Source organism: Bacillus sp. FJAT-18017 (assembly GCF_001278805.1).
Lineage (GTDB): Bacteria > Bacillota > Bacilli > Bacillales > Cytobacillaceae > Bacillus_D.
In genome coordinates this window covers 791,332-808,054 of sequence record NZ_CP012602.1, presented here as the reverse complement: position 1 = coordinate 808,054, position 16,723 = coordinate 791,332, and the positions used below count along the sequence as shown (strand labels likewise).

Here is a 16,723-nt window from a genome sequence, read left to right as displayed (position 1 = left end):
GGCCGGCCGCGAGTATTGCGGCTGGCCCTTTTTATTTCGTCTAACGCAAGCGCCTATCGCTAGGCGCTTGCGCTTTTGGTCTTAAACTTCATTTATTTTTTTCGGCTTAGGCTTAAAGAAGTTAACCACTGCTTGCCGGAGCGGTCCATAGAAGAAAATGCCGCTTAGGAGCAGGAGCATACCTAACGCAAAGGTCTTGATATCAGATGTCCCGGCGATTATAACCCAGATCGAGTAAAGTGTAGCAATACCGGCAATGATTCCATCAGTCAAACGGGAACGGTCCCCAATCAGATATGTGTCCCCTGTCACAACAAGCTTCAATTGGTACACAGAAGCGATGAAGTATGGAATCAAGTAAGACAAGGTTGCAATAAATACAATGAAATCGAACGCTTGTGAAATTGAATTCGAGATGGTAGAAAAAATAAACACTTGGCCAAGCATGTTGGTAATCACCAACGATCGGACTGGCATGCCCTTCTTGTTTTCTTTTAGAAATGATGGCAGGAAAATGCCCTGCTTGGCTGCCTGGTAAGGTACCTCGGCGCTAAGCATCACCCAGCCAAGTGTTGAACCGAACAGGGCGATTAAACCCAGTGCAGCGAGTGCCTGTCCGCCAATCGGGCCAACAAACACCGTAATGGCATCGATTAGCGGCTTATCGGAAGCGATCAATGCTTCCTGGCTAAGCATGCCCATGACTAGTGTTGAAATTCCGATATAAATTCCAAGCGAGATAAAAAGCCCAAGAATGGTTGCACGCTTAACATCAACCTGCTTTTTCGCACGTGATGCGAATACCATAGCGGATTCGACACCGATAAATGCCCAAAGAGTTGTCAATGCAGCCGAATTAACCTGGCCAAGGAGTCCAAGCGTATTGCCAGCCGCATCTGTGCGGGGTTCGACCATTGGCAGGATGTTCGTTTTATCAAAAGCGAACAGTCCTATTAGAATAAAGATGACGAAACCAGCCACTTTTGCGGCGGTCGCAGCAAAATTCAGCTTGCCAGCATCTTCAATACCGCGCAGGACAATCGCATGAGTCATCCATAACAGCACTGTACAAACGATGAATGTCAACCCGTTCCCGACTTTAAGGGTGAAGCTGCCGATAGTGAACCAGTCAGCCTGGCTGGTCATAATCGGGAAGAACGTAGACAGATAGCCTGCAAACGTTGTTATAATCGCAATGTTTCCAACGAGGTTCCCAATCCAGTAACCCCAGGATGCCATGAAGCCTGAAAGTTTCGATGCATGTGTGCCTTGCTTGAATAAGTCTTTCGCATAGATTTGCGGGCCGCCGCCAAGCTCAGGCTTACGGATGGCCAAATTGCCGAAGACCAATGCTGTCATTAAAACACCAAAGCCGGTTAATAACCATGCCAATAGCACACCAGCTGGGCTGGCTGCTTCCGAAAGTGAACGAGGCAGCATAAAGATCCCCGAGCCCACCATATTTCCAACGACTAACGCCGTCAATAACCACAATCCTAATTTTCCGTTCTTGCTCATCTAAGATGTCCCCTTCCTGGTTGTGAGAAAAGTACAGTTTTTTATGCCTCCTGATTTTTGCAGCGAACGTCTAGATTCTCTGTAATTCTTCCCGCAGACCGGTTTGTCCTGAATATCTGTAAATCTGTCCAGTATTTTTTGGGAAATGTCCTGTATTCTTTGGGAAATGTCCTGAATATATAAAAGTTTGTCCTGTATTTTGAAAAAGTTGTCCTAATCGATTCAGCAGCAGCTGTGCAGATTGAGCCAAATGGTAACTTCGAGCACTGATTCAGAGACAGATACCCGGCACTCACGAAGCTCCGCCAATCAAAAAGGCGGTGGAGCGAAGAAAAGCAAATCTTCATAACTAAGGTATCCATATACTGGCCGCTATTTTAAGATTAATTAAAATCCCACTCACGCAGCTCCGCCCCTTTTCAATGCATAAAAAACACACTCTGATACGGAGTGTGTTTATGTGCCGCATCAGACAAAACGGATAGTTCACCATGGCAATGCCATGACAGTGCTGCACCTGTTCGGATACAGCCCCAGCTTACCGCAGGCAGGGTCCCGCGGCGCTTCGGCGGTTGTTCCTTTCGTCCAGTCTCGTTGGGGATTCCTGTCCCTCTTCTGGAATACTCTTAATAACCGCAGCCTCTACCCCATCTTGAACTGATGAGGAAAATTAAATTTAGTTGTCGTGCCCAACCAGCTGTTTACGCCAAACGGTTGGCGTTTGCTGACAATTGGGTCCATTTTTAGCACTATACAAGGATAAGGCCGTGACCACCCTCAGTCAAAGGTAAATTTTGTCATGCCAACAATTGCGCGTCGGCCAATTTTTCCATAAGCAAGGGTTTAAAGGGCCTGTTTTTGCGGAGTGCCCTGTTGGGTGAAGCTGGTTATTTCCGTTGCAGTTCCGGTGATTTGGAGGGTGATGCCTTGCTCGATTACCGGGACGAGCGAAATCAGGTAAGAATGGTTTTTGATTTGGGCCATGAATGTTTGGTTTTCGCCGGAGTCCCAGGTTGAATTGCAGTAATCCATGATGTCACCGCCCGAGGCCGGGAGGAAGTCTTCGACGGACGTTCCGGCCATTTGCTCGGGATGGAAGCCGAGCTGGCGGATCATACCGCCTTCGATATAGGAAAAGATGAAGTTGTCATCTTTTTTGGTGATTGAAAAAATTGCGCCGGGATTTTTCTTGACGATTGACTCGGCGACAGCAGCTTCCTCTTTGTATTCATCGACAGGCAGGAGGATTTCATGGATTCCTTTGAGTATGAAATAGTATCCAAGCACCTTGAAGATGTGCCCCGAGAAGTTGTCGAGGTCATATACGCTCCTATAGACAGTGAAAATAAGTTCGGAAAGGAATAGAAGTGTGAATGCCATTCCCAGGTTCAAGTAGACGGTTTGCTTGTTAAGATAGTATTTGTAAAGGCACATGACGAGTGCTAAAAGGTGCATGGCGGAGATGATATATTCGAGCAAATTTTTGAGCGGGGTTGTGCCTTCTCCTTCAATGACGAGCTGCGGCAATAATCCCTCGAATGTGAAAATGAATACCGTGGTAACCGCGATTGTCGCAAGCGATGCAAATATGACAGACCAGCGCCAATCCCGCCTTAGTTTCTCGTCTTTCATGAACATGATTTTGACCATGAGCCCCGCTTCAATTGCACGGCCTGCAATCCAGAAATAGGTTGCCTTTTGGACTGTGCTTTCAGTAATGAAGAATGGCATTCCTTTAAAGGTTAACGTATGGAAGAGGTCGATAATGCCTACGGTGTAAAACGTGTACATAAGCCAGAGCGCGGCGCTTGATTTGCTTTTCTCGTAGGTTTTCCAGCAGTAAAGGAAAATCGTCATTGAAACAGAGATACTGAAAAATTCTAATACTGTATGAAAAGAGACGTAGTTGACCGGGTCATAGATTTTTGAGAGCTGAGGATGGAAGATGTGAATCATCATCAGTGCGGAAATTGCTGCTAAGACGTATATGAGGAATCTTGTTTCTGCTTGTGAGTTTTTCACGTTTGTCCACCTCCGTGTGGCTGGGTTTCTCTTTTATTATAAAAGCTGTATAACTCTAAAAAAGGTTATGAATATAGCGTTTTTATGAATTTTCAAATATTGGGATGATAACCAAGTAATTAAGTTGGAAATAGTGTTCACTATTGTGCTGGGCTTGTCTTTCAAATTTGATGAAGCCGGTGATTTCATTCAACTACTAATGCTTTAATTTCTTCAATTAGATTCTGTTTTTGCTGCTCGGTTTTCAAGTGTTCGTGCCCATAGACAGGGATTGTCCAATAGGAATCGCCTTCCCTGATTACTGCGAACAGATAGATTTCACCCTTTTGAAGCAGTTCGTCACCTTTGTACCGGAAAAAATGAAGCTTGCCGTTTTGCTTGTAGTAGCCGCCTTCCTGGATGATGGTCAGACCGCCAAGCAGCCCTCCCTTCACATTATGGGTCACGCGAACCTCGTAAAGGACAGCAGGATTGCCCAGGCGTTCGGTGCTCCCTTTTTGCTCGAGAACCTCACCAACGAAGATATTATCGGCCTTTTTGACAAGTAATTCGAGATTGGAATAGGCTGATTCATCCGGATAGGAAGGACTGACCAGTTTTGCTGAAGCTTTTGAATCGAGAATCATGGTGTTGTATTTTAGGATGAAAATAGCGATGACGGATGCGATGATGAGAACCGCCAGGATGATGGGCTTCTTTTTCATGGGTGGTGTTCCTTCCCTTTGGTTGTTCTTCCATTATAAATGGGTGTCAGGGTGTGATGAAGTGAGTGAATGAGGATATTTTGTGAAAGGTGAAAGTTGGTGGCAATTAAAAGGCCGCCTTACCAAGTAGGAGGGCGGCCTTTCCTGCATGACGCAGCTTTGGGGCATTATCTTTGATTTATCACCTGTAAAACCTTAACAAACTCAAAAAAATCAGTGGGCAGAAATCCCCACTGATTGAAGTTTTCCCTTATTCCTTCCACCAGTCATCAAACATGCTCGCTGGTGTATGGCGCTTATGCTCAGAAATAAGGTAGCGTGATTCGATTTTTGCTGCGTCTTCAGGCGCTACTGATTTGCCCTCAAGAAAATCATCAATCACTTCATACGCAATCCCCAGCTCCGTCTCATCGGACTGGCCAGGCTTATGGTCAAGGAGATCCGCTGTCGGCACCTTCGTGTAAAGCCGCTCCACCGCTCCAAGCTCAATCATCAGCTGGCGTCCCTGGCGCTTGTTCAGGCCAGTCAATGGCAGCACATCAGCCCCGCCATCGCCATACTTTGTATAGAAGCCAGTTACAGCCTCAGCCGCATGGTCCGACCCGATTACGAGCATCCCTTCCATCCCAGCCACCGCATACTGGGCAATCATCCGAAGGCGAGCCTTCACATTGCCTTTCTGGAAATCAGCGAGGTCCTTGCCATCGCTTGCCTTGTTGTACTCCACTTCGACCGCGTCAACGGCCGACTTGATATTGAAGACATACTCCTCATCGGCCTTGATAAAATCAAGCGCCAGCTGCGCATCATCCTCATCATGCTGAACACCGTATGGCAGGCGGATTGCAACGAACTTCGCATCGCGGCCTTCTGCTCTGAGTTCTTCGGCTGCAAGCTGCGCCAATCTCCCGGCAAGCGTCGAATCCTGCCCGCCGCTAATTCCAAGCACAAACCCTTTACCGTGCGCCTTCACCAGATAGTCCTTCAAGAAATCAATCCGCTTGCGGATCTCCTCCTTCGGGTTAATCTCCGGCTTCACATGCAGCTCGGAAATAATTCTCTCCTGAATACTCATTGCAACCCCTCCTAAAACATGTACTAATTTAATTATTCTACCCTTCCTGCAAAAAAAGTCCATTATACTGTTAGAAAATATAACATCATTATATTGGCGGATTGGGGCAGATCGGGGACACTTCTCTCATGCCAGGCTCTGAACTACCTCCTAATCGAACGACATGTAAGGGATTCGGCAGACCGGGAGCAGATATTCTCAGCCACTTCCCAGTCAGTTTTAGTCAAGGCTATCACCCAATCAACCGCCACGCTGGGTTCATCAGACGAAAACCTTCCCTACAGCACACCCGAGAACAAGCGAGCGAAGGATTCTTTCATCCTGTTCCACAGCCCACGTTTGTAAAACTCGACAGCACCGATTTTTTCGGAGTCCTTCATGTCCTGCTCGTAATGCGCAACCAAGTCGCGAATCGAGCTTGTCCCGTACAGAAAGACGTTTACCTCAAAATTGAGATGGAAGCTGCGCATGTCCATGTTCGCGGTCCCGATTGAGGCAAGATTTCCGTCGATGATAATGACCTTCTGGTGCAGGAAGCCTTTTTTATATGAATAAATCTCGACCCCATAGCGGAGCAGTTCGGAAAAATACGAGCGCGTCGCATATTGAGTCAGGAAGCTGTCGTTAATTTCCGGCACCATGATTCGTACCTCAAGTCCTTTGGCCGCGGCAATCCTGAGAGCCGTCCGAATCGATTCATCCGGAACAAAATACGGAGTCGCAATCCAGATTGACTGCTGGGCGCTCGCCATCAATGCATAATAAAAATCGCTCATAATGCCCTGGTGCGTGTCGGGGCCGCTGGCGACAACCTGGATTGCGCCATCGAGCGTACCGTCGTCAATAGTATACTTTTTCGCATGCTCGTAATCGAGAACCTTCTCACGGCTTACATACTCCCAGTCGAGTAGGAAAACGGTATGAAGTGTGTAGACTGCCTCGCCGGTCAGCATCATATGCGTATCGCGCCAGTAGCCGAAGTTCTCATCCTCACCCAAATACTCGACGCCGACGTTCAACCCGCCGACAAAGCCCACTTTCCCATCAATAATAATAATTTTCCGGTGGTTCCGGAAGTTGAATTTCTGGTTGAAAAATCCGAACTTCAGCGGCGAAAACGGCCGCGCATTGATCCCGGCTTTCTTCATTCTCCTAATATCCGTCAACCTGAGGCTGAGGCTCCCCGCCGCATCGTAAATGAAACGCACCTCGACACCGGCCTTCGCCTTTTCAATTAAAATATCAATAATCTCCTGGCCAAGCCGATCAGACCGGAATATATAATATTCGATATGAATGAACGTCTCAGCTTTGCGCAGCTCTTCAATAATCTGGCCGAACGTCTCCTTGCCATTTTTTAAAACAACCGAGCGGGAAGACGTAGAAATTGGCGTCTTCGCGGCCTTCGCCGCAAACTTGGCGAAGTTCTCCTGATTTTCCACAAAAAACGTCAAATCCGGAGATGTCTCCGATCGCATCATCCGCTCCCACTGGCTCCGGTTCAGCTGCCGCTTATGCTTGAACAAATAGCCCTTCAAGTAAAGCTGGCCCGAGTACAAGTAAAAAATATACCCCAGCACCGGGATGAACACCAGTACATAAATCCAGACAAGCGTGTGCGGGGGCGAGCGGTTCTCCAGGCACAGCGACACAACGCTGATCAAAATAATCCCCGCATACAAACCACCGAACCCCAGCTTCCACCAAGGCCCTATGTTTGTATAAACGACCATATACAAGCAAATGGTCAGTGCTATCACAAAAACAAATTCAATCCGCCGTTTTAGCATCCTCGTCTCTCCGTGTCTACTGCAGTCTACTTTCCCTATTCATATACCCTCTATCCTTTGCAAAAAAAACCTAAGCCAACCGTACCGGGTTAAGAAAGCGAAACCCGGAAGAGTGAGGTAAGAAATTTTCGTCTAGAAGAAAGAGTGATTTAATTGTGCCCGGAATAAAATGTTTATAAATAGTAGATTAATTGAAGGCTGAAAAATAGAACAGGGGGAGTCAATGGTGATTGATAATGGCCTATTGGAACCATTTCAGCCTTTGCAGCAAGGCAAAATGTGCCCAATAAGCTTTATTGGAATCATTTCACGCTCTTCAGCAAGTCAAAATGTAGCCAATAAGCTGTATTGGAACCATTTCATTCTTTGCAGGAAGGCAAAACGTGCCCAATGGATTGCAGATTGATTAGCAAATATGTAACCAAAGGGGGGGCTATTTTTAAAACATGCTCAACCCTAAGAATTATCTGAAAAACTATAAGTTTACACAAGTTACAGCAGGGTTAAAATGAAGTCATTATCTAAGAAGTTGTATCAACTTGACTGGCAGGAATTACAAAGCACACCGGAGAATATAAAAGGGTGGCTAATAAAGGATGGTGGATTAACAATGGAATTAACCTTTAAGACGGCTTCCGAAACAGAGCTGGAGGAAATATATGAGCTCGCTGGTGTAAACCGGCGCGAGGCCACTAACCATGTAGCCGAGAATAACCGCCAGCGAATGATTGAGGCATACGAACATTCAGCGAGATACGGCGCCTACTTCCGCTGCCTGATGGATAGGGAAACACTGGTTGGCTGGGTGTATGTCGACAAGGCTTTTGACTATTTGACAGGAGAGGAAATCGGCTGGATCAGCGATATTTATGTAAAACCCTCGTACCGTTGCCGCGGTTATTCCAAGCTGCTAATTGACGAGGCGCTAAAGGAATTCAAAGACCAAGGCTACCCGGAGGCAGGCCTCAACGTTTACGTCCACAACGACATAGCGATGAACCTTTATGAAAAAATGGGCTTCCGGGATGTAAATAAATTTATGAAAAAAACGCTATAAGAAAGAGGCCGGGAGATGAATCCGGCCTCTCTTGTTTTATTAAGAAAATTGGTGATAAACAAGTTCGGACACATAGATAGGTACTATGTTACCTTTTTAAGCTCCCTGGCCTTGGGGCAACTTCTAAGCCCCTGCATATCTAGCAAAGTAGGATTTTGCTTCGGACAGGTCGTTGGTTCCATGCACGAGCACGCGGCCATCTTTGAAAAAAACCATTGAGATGCTCTCGTCCGGCTTGAACTTTAGGAGGAATGGATTGGCGGCGGTCACGGTGCCTGCTTCCTTCAAGACGGCAGCGAGCTTTTCCAGCTCAACCGGTTTCTTTTTCCGAGGATTGATTTGGACGGTGTCACGTCCGCATAGTGCTGAAAAAGCGACCTGCTTGTCCGATGAGCGGTCAAGGAAATCGAATTGCTTCTGTGCGCAGCATGGGCAGTCCGGGTTACGGCCTTTTGAGATGTCCATCTGCATCGTTGAGTTGTACCAGATGTCGATTTGCTCAAGGTTCGGGTTGTGCGGTGCGCCGACAAGGATTTTCAGTGCCTCCATTGCCTCGAACGAACCGATAATTTCTGTGATTGGTGACAACACCCCAATTGTATCGCATGTTTCACCGAGTCCTGTCTGTGCATCGGGAAACAGGCATCGATAGCAAGGTGTTTTGCCAGGTATTATTACGGCGAACATGCCCCGCGAGCTGACCGCCCCGCCATACACCCATGGGATATTGTATTTCACAGCAATATCATTCATTAAATAGCGTGCCGAAAAGTTGTCGGTCCCATCAATAATGACGTCAACATCCCCAAGGAGCTCCTCAGCATTATCGAGGTTTACATCGGCGATAATCTCTTCTATTGTAATTTCCGAATTAATTGACCTGAGCCTTTGGGCGGCAGCGACTGCTTTAGGAAGGTTTTTTCGCGCATCCTCCTCGGTGTAAAGCGTCTGGCGCTGCAGGTTGGACAGTTCGACAAGGTCGCGGTCGATCAGGCGGACAAATCCTACACCCGAACGAACCATATGATTGGCAATGACAGTGCCGAGAGCGCCCATTCCGACAATTGCAGCGCGGCTCTCGAGTAGCTTCTTTTGCCCTTTTTCCCCAATTGGCTTAAAAAGAATTTGGCGTGAATAACGTTCCAATCCGTTCATTCTATCCCTCATCTCAAAAGTCTCTTATCTATTACTATAGCTGTCTGGTTCCTATTTTTCGAGTGGTTTGAAACTCCATATATTGTCTAATTGCTCATATCCATGCCAAAACGGCTCATATGAGGCTCATATCCACGCTAAATTGGCTCATATACATGCGGAAATGGCTTATATCTCCAATTCGGATCTTATAATCAGCCCAATTTTTTAAAAAATAATATTCTAAAAATTTCAATTTGTTTTTCGAGTGTAGAAGGAAAATGAAAATAGAGTGTCGAATTTTAATAAACGTACATGCATTTTTTAGCTATTAGGAAGTATTCTCCATACATTCCTAACGCATAAGAAAGACTATGGCCATTCGCCCAATATACTCGCGGATGCCAGTTTGTCTAAGGTTTTAACCAAATAATGTAAGGGGGTTGCAAATCAATGAATCTTGGCGGCTTCAAAAACAAGGAAGCAGTAGTTGATTTGACGAATGGCACAGTTGAGTACAGAAGCATCAACGAAGAAGATGCGCGGAAGTACATTGGCGGGCGCGGGCTTGGGGTTAAGTACGTGCTTGACAACGGGCCTGAGGTGGAACCGCTTTCAGAGGAAAACATTCTCTGTTTCATGACAGGGCCTGTATCAGGTTCACGTTCCTCAATGAGCGGACGCCTTTGCGTGGTAACAAAGTCTCCGCTGACAGGGACAGTAACAGATTCCCATATTGGCGGCTGGACCGCGGCACGCCTGAAATGGGCCGGCTTTGACAATGTTATTTTTAAAGGAAAGAGCGACAAGCCTGTCTACCTTTATATCGAGGATGGCAACGCTGAACTGCGCGATGCTTCCACTGTCTGGGGGCAAAGCACGCGTGCTACCGTTCAGGCAATGAAGGATCAGTATGGCGCAGAAGACTTGAGCGTCATCACCATCGGCCAGGCCGGCGAAAACAAAGTCCTCTTCTCGTCGTTTATCAATGAACACGACCGTGCAGCTGGACGCGGCGGCACAGCTGCTGTAGCAGGCTCCAAATTGCTAAAGGGAATTGTCATCAAGGCAGCCCAAAAAGGCAATATGCCAGTTCCAGCACAGCCTGAAGAATACCAAAAAGCAAATAAAAAAGCAGTCAAAGCCATCCTTGAAGGCGGCCTGACTGCACCAAATAAAGGCGGCTTGTCGGTTTACGGCACAAACGTCCTTACAAACCTCATCAACGAAGTCGGCGCCCTGCCTACGAAGAACTCCCAATTGACTCACTGGGATCAGGCAGAGCTACATAGCGGCGAGTATGTGAACAAGCACCTTCTTGTTGCGAACAATACATGCCACGCCTGTCCTGTCGGCTGTAAGATTGAAGTCGAAGTCAAGGACGGCCCGTACAAAACACGCGTTGAGAGCATTGAGTTCGAATCAGCATGGTCGCTTGGTTCAAACTGTTTGCTGAGCGATGCAAAGGCGATTTCATACCTAATCGACCGCTGCAACGAATACGGAATCGATACAATCGAGCTTGGCCACGCATTCTCCGTTACGATGGAAGCTTCCGAAAAAGGCATCATCGAAGAGAAGCTGGAGTGGGGCGATGCCGATGGAATGATCGAACTGACAAGGCAAATCGCTTACCGCGAAGGTCTTGGCGGCGTTCTTGCTGAAGGGCCTGCGCGTGCAACGGCAATTTGGGGTGCGCCTGAGCTGTCGATGTCTGTTAAAGGCCAATCAATTCCAGCATATGACCCACGCGGAATCCAGGGTATCGGCCTTGGCTACGCAACGAGCAACCGCGGTGCCTGCCACCTGCGCGGCTACACTGTTGCCGCCGAGATTGCCGGAATTCCTGAGCCAGTTGACCGGTTGGCTGCAGAAGGAAAAGGCGAGCTTCTGAAAATATTCCAGGATCTGCTCGCATTCTCCGATTCTATGAACATTTGTAAATTCTCTTCGTTCTCCGAAAACGCCGAGCACTATGCCGAGCAGTACAGCACAATGACCGGCAACACTCTGACTGCGGATGATGTCATGAAGGCCGGGGAGCGGATTTACAATCTTGAACGCTATTACAATAACCTTGCCGGACTAAACAAGCGCGAGGACGACTTCCTGCCGAAACGCTTCACTGAAGAGCCCGCATCCGGAAACAGCGCCGGCCATGTAAGCCGCATGGATATCATGCTCGAGGAGTACTATCAGGTCCGCGGCTGGAGAGACGGCATCGTTCCTGAAGACAAGCTTCGCGAACTGGGCATCCTGCCAGCAACAGAAGCTCCTGGAACACAGCTGGTTTAATTTTTCAAAAAAAGATCTTGGGCTTCCGCGCGGGAATGTGCGGGAGCCTTTTTCGCCGTGTCAGGCAGAACCGAATTCGTATGCGCGCGGAGCCTTTTTAACGGGCACATAACCCGAACAGTGCCAGGTACCACCCGGATTTCCGCACACCCGAACAGTGCCAGGCACTCCCCGTTTTTCTTGATACACAGGATTTTTCCACGCAAAAAATATAGGGGGCTTTTCGATGATTGAAGAATTCAAGATGATGGTTACACCGTTTAATCAGAAGCGGACTATCAGAGTTTATCTGCCAAAAGGATATCCGGAATCTAAGTCACATTACCCGGTCCTCTACATGCACGACGGCCAGAATGTGTTTCGGGATGAGGAATCGATTGGAGGCGTCTCGCTCCGGCTTGGGGATTACCTGGATGAAGCCGGGATCGGCCTGATTGTCGTGGCCATAGATACACCGCCTACAACCGAGGAACGCCTTGACCAGTATTGCCCATGGCCATGCGGCGAATTCAGCAAGGAGTTGATTGGATCGCTTAGCCCGCATGGAGGCAAGGGCGACGAGTATATTGATTATATTGTGAATGAGCTTAAACCGTATATCGACAGTACATACAAGACTATTCAAGACAATACAATGATGGCCGGCTGTTCACTTGGCGGATTGATTACAGCCCGGGCAACTTTTCTCTACCCCGATATTTTTAAGAGGGTGGCTGCAATTTCCGTTGCCTTTTGGCGGAATCAGGAGGAAGTTGAAAACATGCTGACCCGATCAGAGCCTGTTGGAATCGAGAAATTTTATATGGACTGCGGTAATTCCGAGGTTCCCAATGATGAGCGAATCAGCAAAGGATTCCTTGAATCGAATCGAACTGTGTATGCCCTGCTGAAGGAAAAAGTGGTGAATTCCCGTTTTGAGGTAATTGACGGCGCCGCTCATCATTATTCTTTTTTTGTAAAAAGAATGCCTCAGGTGCTGGATTATTTGCTTTCCTAATCGGACTTGTCATAAACTTTGCGAGATTCACGTTGTCAATAAAATTTCTTGGCGACTCTGAAGGTAAAAAAGTAGAGGCTTCGGTCGTCAATAGAGCTTCTTGACGACCCTGAAGGTAAAAAAGTGGGGGCTTCGGTCGTCAATAAAGGTTCTTGGCGACCCTGAAGGTAAAAAAGTGCAGGCTTCGGTCGTCAATAGAGCTTCTTGACGACCCTGAAGGTAAAAAAGTGGATAAAGTCCATATAATTGTGTAAAAAGAAAAAGGGTCAAATTAATTCCTTTTGTCAACAATGTTATCAGCGACGAAAACAATGTGGAGGAATTAATGATGACCCAAATTCAGTTTAACCTAAATACCGACGTTTTAAAAGAAGCCGTAATGGCTTCCAACATCGACACTGTGATGAAAGCGTCCATTGTCCTTGTATTGAATGCCGTAATGGAAAAGGAGCGGGACGAGTATCTCCAGGCTGGGGCCTACGAGCGGAATTCAATTCGCCGCGACTACCGAAATGGTTATTATGAACGCGATCTTTTACTCAGTATCGGCAAAGTTACCTTGAAGGTGCCCCGTACACGGGGTGGAGACTTTTCGACAACCGTTTTTGAAAGGTATTCAAGATGCGACCAGGCGTTTATCCTCTCTATGCTTGAAATGGTTGTAAATGGCGTATCCACCCGAAAGGTCAAGCATATTGTCAAACAATTATGCGGGGAGAGTGTTTCAAAATCCTTCGTTTCTTCTCTGACGGAAATGCTTGACCCGGTGGTGAGCCAATGGGCCAGCCGGCCTCTTAACACTAAATATTATCCTTATATTTTTGCAGATGCGATGTATATCAAGGTAAGGGAACATAACCGCGTGGTCTCCAAAGCCGTTTATATCGCGACAGCGATTGATGAAGGCAATCACCGGGATGTCTTAGGCTTAAAAGTGGCCCACTCCGAGAGTTTTGAAGCATGGCAGAGTTTTTTCCAGCACCTTCAGGAAAGAGGACTCCAATCCCCCAAAATAGTTATTTCTGACGCACACAAAGGCCTGAAAGCCGCCATAGCTAAAGAGTTCGTGGGAACCATCTGGCAACGTTGCCTGGTTCATTTCAAAAGAAACATTTTCACCAATCTGCCCAAAAAAGAAATGGATGAGGTGAAATTCGGGCTTAAGAGGATCTTTGATGTAGCTGAGGCGGATGAGGCTAGGCGGTTTAAGGATGAATTTATAGACCGGTTTGGGGATAATCCTAAACTTGAGCGTACACTGAGAACATTGGAAGAAGGCTTCGAGGATGCCATTCAGTTCCTTAACGAACCTGCCAAGTACCACCCATATATCCGAAGTACAAATTCGCTGGAACGGTTGAATCAGGAAGTCCGTAGAAGGGAAAGGTCAATCCGAATTTTCCCCAATACCCAATCTGCATTTCGAATGATTGGCGCAATCCTGATTGACTATACGGAAGAACAAGAAAGGAAAAAGATCCTTTTTAAAAAATAGACGCGAAGCGCGAAATTTTTGGTGGAATGAAGGGGGTACCCCCTTCATTCCACCAAAAATAAAATAAGCTGATATACCATTGTATAGGAATTTACACAAGATAGTGGACTTGACTAAAAAGTGGGGGCTTCGGTCGTCAATAAAGGTTCTTGACGACTCTGAAATTATATTGGTGGCCACAGCTTTTGCCATGGACAATACGAGCCAGAATCTTGAGGAGGAAACAGTGAATACATACTGCAAAAGCACGCTGCATCAAATAGAAATTGCCATACAAACAACGGCTTCCATCATTGACCAACTGGAAGAATCCGATTTACCAAAGCGGCCTCATCCAGACAAATTTTCGGTTGGGGAATTACTCGGGCACCTCGCAACCATTTGCAGAGCAGACATGGTTATTTCAGACGGAGCAACACAGGAGGAAATGAGCCACCTTTATGCCAGCAATTCATACAGTAACCTTATTGACATCAAGGCTGCTCTTTTTGCTAATTTCAAAGCATTAGAAGAAAGGTACAAAAACTATACCGATGATGAACTTCAGCAAGAAACTACCTCCTATTGGGGTGTCTCGTACACGAGGTATGAATGGCTGCTTGAAATTTTAGCGCACGTGTATCACCACAGAGCGCAATTGCATGCGCTGTTAGTCTATTGTTACGGAAAAGACCTTAAACTATCTTTGTTTGAATAGAAAAATGGCTCAGACGTCTCTGAGCCATTCTTATATCTTTTCGGATGTTCCCAACTGCGAAACGACAATACCGGCAAGTATCAGCAGCATCCCGACCCACTGAGCAAGGACAACCTGCTCGCCGACGATCAAATAAGATGCGATGATACCGACTGGCAGCTCAAATGCACTGAGAATCGAGGTAAGTGTTCCACCGATTTTTGGTGCTCCATATGTAAACAGCACTGGCGGAATCGCTTGAGCGAGCAGCCCGAGCAGGATTCCCCACCCCATAACATCACCGAACGGATTCATCTCGGCAGGCGGTGTTACAGCTGCAAACCCGACCAGCAGCAAGACCATTGTCCCGGCTACCATTAGGAACGTTTTATAAAAGTTCGGGATTGAAGCTGGCAGCACCGAAGCTCCAATCAGGAATACCGAGTAACAAATGGCTGCCAGAAACCCGTACAGCACGCCGGCCATGTTTACCGAACCTGCATCAATTGTGGTGATTTGCAATACAAACAAAGTTCCGGCCAGGACTAGCGCCACGGCCAGCCACTGGTTGTGGCCGATTTTCCTTTTAAAAACAAACCTCTCAATGACAAGGCCAATCCAGGTGAACTGAAACAGCATAACAAGTGAAATGGATGTTGGCACATAGGCAAGGCTGGCGTAAAGAGCGAGGCTTGTTCCGCCGAGCCCCACTCCTCCTACCACTAAAAGTTTACCGAAATCTTTTAGTGAAACTTTGCTGAATGACTTTGTTACAAGAACGAGCACCAATAACCCCAGCGAGCCGTACACATATTGGCTTACCGTTAGTTCCGCATACTGGAAATCAGCCGCGTATGCTAATTTTACAATTGTATTGACGAACCCGTACAAGGAGGCAGCAATCAATACTGATAGAATCCCAATGCTCTTTTTCACAATATCATCCTTTAAAGATCTAGTTTACTAAACTGAGAAAATGCTGTCTGAACCGGTCAGCATCAACTTCGAGCGCGACCTCGATGTTGGGTGCTTCTCCGGAGTGACTGACGGTTTCTCCAATGGTATCGGATTCAGAACAGTCGACGCGAATATGCATTGGTTTTGTTTTTATAAAAGAAGGATCGATGACAGCACCGACCGCAAGCGGGTCGTGGAGCGCACAGCCTGCGATTCCCTGTGTCAAATAGGCATTCATATAAAAGCCGACAATGTGGTACAGAAACTCGCTAAGCGGCGTGCCGATAGTACGCCATGTTTCCAGTTGGCCCTTAGGCAACAGGGTCTGCATCGTTACATCCAAACCTACCATCGTAACAGGCACGCCCGATTGGAATACGAAGTCCGCTGCTTCCGGGTCGGTGTAAATATTTGCTTCAGCATGAGGGGTGATATTGCCTTTTACCGTTGCCGCACCGCCCATGACGACAACCCGCCTGACCTTCTCGATTATCGCCGGCTCTTTCTCAATCGCAAGTGCGAGATTGGTGAGGCTGCCAACAAAGATGAGCGTGACCTCACCTGGGTACCACAGTACGTTCTCAATTATGACGTCTACAGCATGCTTTCCAGTCGCTTCTATTTTCGGAAGAGGCAGGGAATGATTCCCCATCCCGTCCTCACCGTGAATATGAACCGCCTTCTCTTTAAGAGGTGCGCGCTTCCATGGCGTATCCGCCCCCATGCTTACAGGAATATCCTCGCGACCAAGCAGCTCGAGCAGCTGTAGCGTGTTTCGGGTCGTTTCCTCGACGGATGTATTTCCGAAGCAGGTGGTCAGGCCGAGCAGTTCGATTTCTTTTGCCCGGGCAGCATAGATAATCGCCATCGCATCATCAATGCCTGTATCAACATCAAGTATTACTTTCTCTGTCATAAATAACTCCCCGTTCTTTATATGTAGTATTTTTTCCAAAAAAGCGAAAAACTTGGCCGCAATCAACCAAGTTTTCTGCGGATATAA

14 protein-coding genes and 1 riboswitch are annotated in these 16,723 nt (G+C 47.2%); of the genes, 6 read left to right on the top strand and 8 right to left on the bottom strand.

The window, feature by feature from the left end; translation table 11 throughout:
• Positions 1-81: 81 nt before the first annotated feature.
• The 5 genes from AM500_RS03725 to cls form a co-directional block, all read right to left on the bottom strand.
• Positions 82-1,518 (bottom strand): amino acid permease, encoded by a 1,437-nt coding sequence (locus AM500_RS03725; protein ID WP_053598004.1) that lies wholly within the window; start codon positions 1,516-1,518, stop codon positions 82-84.
• A gap of 474 nt (positions 1,519-1,992) precedes the next feature.
• Positions 1,993-2,171: riboswitch (Lysine riboswitch) on the bottom strand.
• A 190-nt stretch (positions 2,172-2,361) separates the two neighbouring features.
• A complete protein-coding gene (locus AM500_RS03720; protein WP_053598003.1) occupies positions 2,362-3,540 on the bottom strand; it encodes a membrane-associated sensor domain-containing protein in 1,179 nt (392 codons plus the stop codon).
• A gap of 185 nt (positions 3,541-3,725) precedes the next feature.
• Positions 3,726-4,244, bottom strand: coding sequence for a hypothetical protein (locus AM500_RS03715; protein WP_053598002.1), 519 nt, complete (start codon positions 4,242-4,244; stop codon positions 3,726-3,728).
• 250 nt (positions 4,245-4,494) lie between these two features.
• Positions 4,495-5,319 (bottom strand): NAD(+) synthase, encoded by an 825-nt coding sequence (gene nadE / locus AM500_RS03710; RefSeq protein ID WP_053598001.1) that lies wholly within the window; start codon positions 5,317-5,319, stop codon positions 4,495-4,497.
• A 278-nt stretch (positions 5,320-5,597) separates the two neighbouring features.
• Positions 5,598-7,109, bottom strand: a complete 1,512-nt coding sequence (cls, locus tag AM500_RS03705) for a cardiolipin synthase (RefSeq protein ID WP_053598000.1) — start codon at positions 7,107-7,109, stop codon at positions 5,598-5,600.
• A gap of 223 nt (positions 7,110-7,332) precedes the next feature.
• Between cls and AM500_RS03700 the strand changes: the two genes are divergently transcribed.
• The gene (locus tag AM500_RS03700; RefSeq protein WP_053597999.1) at positions 7,333-7,515 is read left to right on the top strand and encodes a hypothetical protein; all 183 of its coding nucleotides are present in this window, start codon (positions 7,333-7,335) and stop codon (positions 7,513-7,515) included.
• A 102-nt stretch (positions 7,516-7,617) separates the two neighbouring features.
• On the top strand, positions 7,618-8,166 hold the full coding sequence (locus AM500_RS03695) for a GNAT family N-acetyltransferase (protein WP_053597998.1): 549 nt from the start codon (positions 7,618-7,620) through the stop codon (positions 8,164-8,166).
• 123 nt (positions 8,167-8,289) lie between these two features.
• Here AM500_RS03695 and AM500_RS03690 read toward each other — a convergent pair whose 3' ends face one another.
• Positions 8,290-9,321 carry a ThiF family adenylyltransferase gene (locus AM500_RS03690; RefSeq protein ID WP_053597997.1) on the bottom strand — a complete coding sequence of 344 codons (1,032 nt, stop codon included), beginning with the start codon at positions 9,319-9,321 and terminating at the stop codon, positions 8,290-8,292.
• Between the two features lie 432 nt (positions 9,322-9,753).
• Here AM500_RS03690 and AM500_RS03685 point away from each other — a divergent pair, with 432 nt between their 5' ends.
• The 4 genes from AM500_RS03685 (at position 9,754) to AM500_RS03670 (ending at position 14,784) form a co-directional block, all read left to right on the top strand.
• Entirely contained in the window at positions 9,754-11,595 is a 1,842-nt protein-coding gene (locus AM500_RS03685) for an aldehyde ferredoxin oxidoreductase family protein (RefSeq protein WP_053597996.1), read from the top strand.
• 226 nt (positions 11,596-11,821) lie between these two features.
• Positions 11,822-12,592 (top strand): alpha/beta hydrolase, encoded by a 771-nt coding sequence (locus AM500_RS03680; RefSeq protein WP_053597995.1) that lies wholly within the window; start codon positions 11,822-11,824, stop codon positions 12,590-12,592.
• A 328-nt stretch (positions 12,593-12,920) separates the two neighbouring features.
• Positions 12,921-14,087, top strand: a complete 1,167-nt coding sequence (locus AM500_RS03675; protein ID WP_053597994.1) for an IS256 family transposase — start codon at positions 12,921-12,923, stop codon at positions 14,085-14,087.
• A 109-nt stretch (positions 14,088-14,196) separates the two neighbouring features.
• Positions 14,197-14,784, top strand: a complete 588-nt coding sequence (locus tag AM500_RS03670; protein WP_331457414.1) for a DinB family protein — start codon at positions 14,197-14,199, stop codon at positions 14,782-14,784.
• A gap of 30 nt (positions 14,785-14,814) precedes the next feature.
• Here the strand turns inward: AM500_RS03670 and AM500_RS03665 are convergent, their stop codons facing one another.
• Both AM500_RS03665 and AM500_RS03660 read right to left on the bottom strand, forming a co-directional pair.
• Complete coding sequence (locus AM500_RS03665; protein WP_053597993.1) at positions 14,815-15,699, bottom strand: DMT family transporter; 885 nt, start codon at positions 15,697-15,699, stop codon at positions 14,815-14,817.
• Between the two features lie 19 nt (positions 15,700-15,718).
• Positions 15,719-16,636: a nucleoside hydrolase gene (locus tag AM500_RS03660; protein ID WP_053597992.1), complete on the bottom strand. Its 918-nt coding sequence runs from the start codon at positions 16,634-16,636 to the stop codon at positions 15,719-15,721.
• Positions 16,637-16,723: the final 87 nt, after the last annotated feature.

Bases quoted from the DNA above. Each gene is read 5' to 3' on its own strand.
- AM500_RS03700 (WP_053597999.1), top strand. From the start codon at position 7,333: ATGGTGATTGATAATGGCCTATTGGAACCATTTCAGCCTTTGCAGCAA.
- AM500_RS03715 (WP_053598002.1), bottom strand. From the start codon at position 4,244: ATGAAAAAGAAGCCCATCATCCTGGCGGTTCTCATCATCGCATCCGTC.
- AM500_RS03675 (WP_053597994.1), top strand. From the start codon at position 12,921: ATGACCCAAATTCAGTTTAACCTAAATACCGACGTTTTAAAAGAAGCC.
- cls (WP_053598000.1), bottom strand. From the start codon at position 7,109: ATGCTAAAACGGCGGATTGAATTTGTTTTTGTGATAGCACTGACCATT.
- AM500_RS03685 (WP_053597996.1), top strand. From the start codon at position 9,754: ATGAATCTTGGCGGCTTCAAAAACAAGGAAGCAGTAGTTGATTTGACG.
- AM500_RS03690 (WP_053597997.1), bottom strand. From the start codon at position 9,321: ATGAACGGATTGGAACGTTATTCACGCCAAATTCTTTTTAAGCCAATT.
- AM500_RS03680 (WP_053597995.1), top strand. From the start codon at position 11,822: ATGATTGAAGAATTCAAGATGATGGTTACACCGTTTAATCAGAAGCGG.
- nadE (WP_053598001.1), bottom strand. From the start codon at position 5,319: ATGAGTATTCAGGAGAGAATTATTTCCGAGCTGCATGTGAAGCCGGAG.
- AM500_RS03695 (WP_053597998.1), top strand. From the start codon at position 7,618: ATGAAGTCATTATCTAAGAAGTTGTATCAACTTGACTGGCAGGAATTA.
- AM500_RS03660 (WP_053597992.1), bottom strand. From the start codon at position 16,636: ATGACAGAGAAAGTAATACTTGATGTTGATACAGGCATTGATGATGCG.
- AM500_RS03725 (WP_053598004.1), bottom strand. From the start codon at position 1,518: ATGAGCAAGAACGGAAAATTAGGATTGTGGTTATTGACGGCGTTAGTC.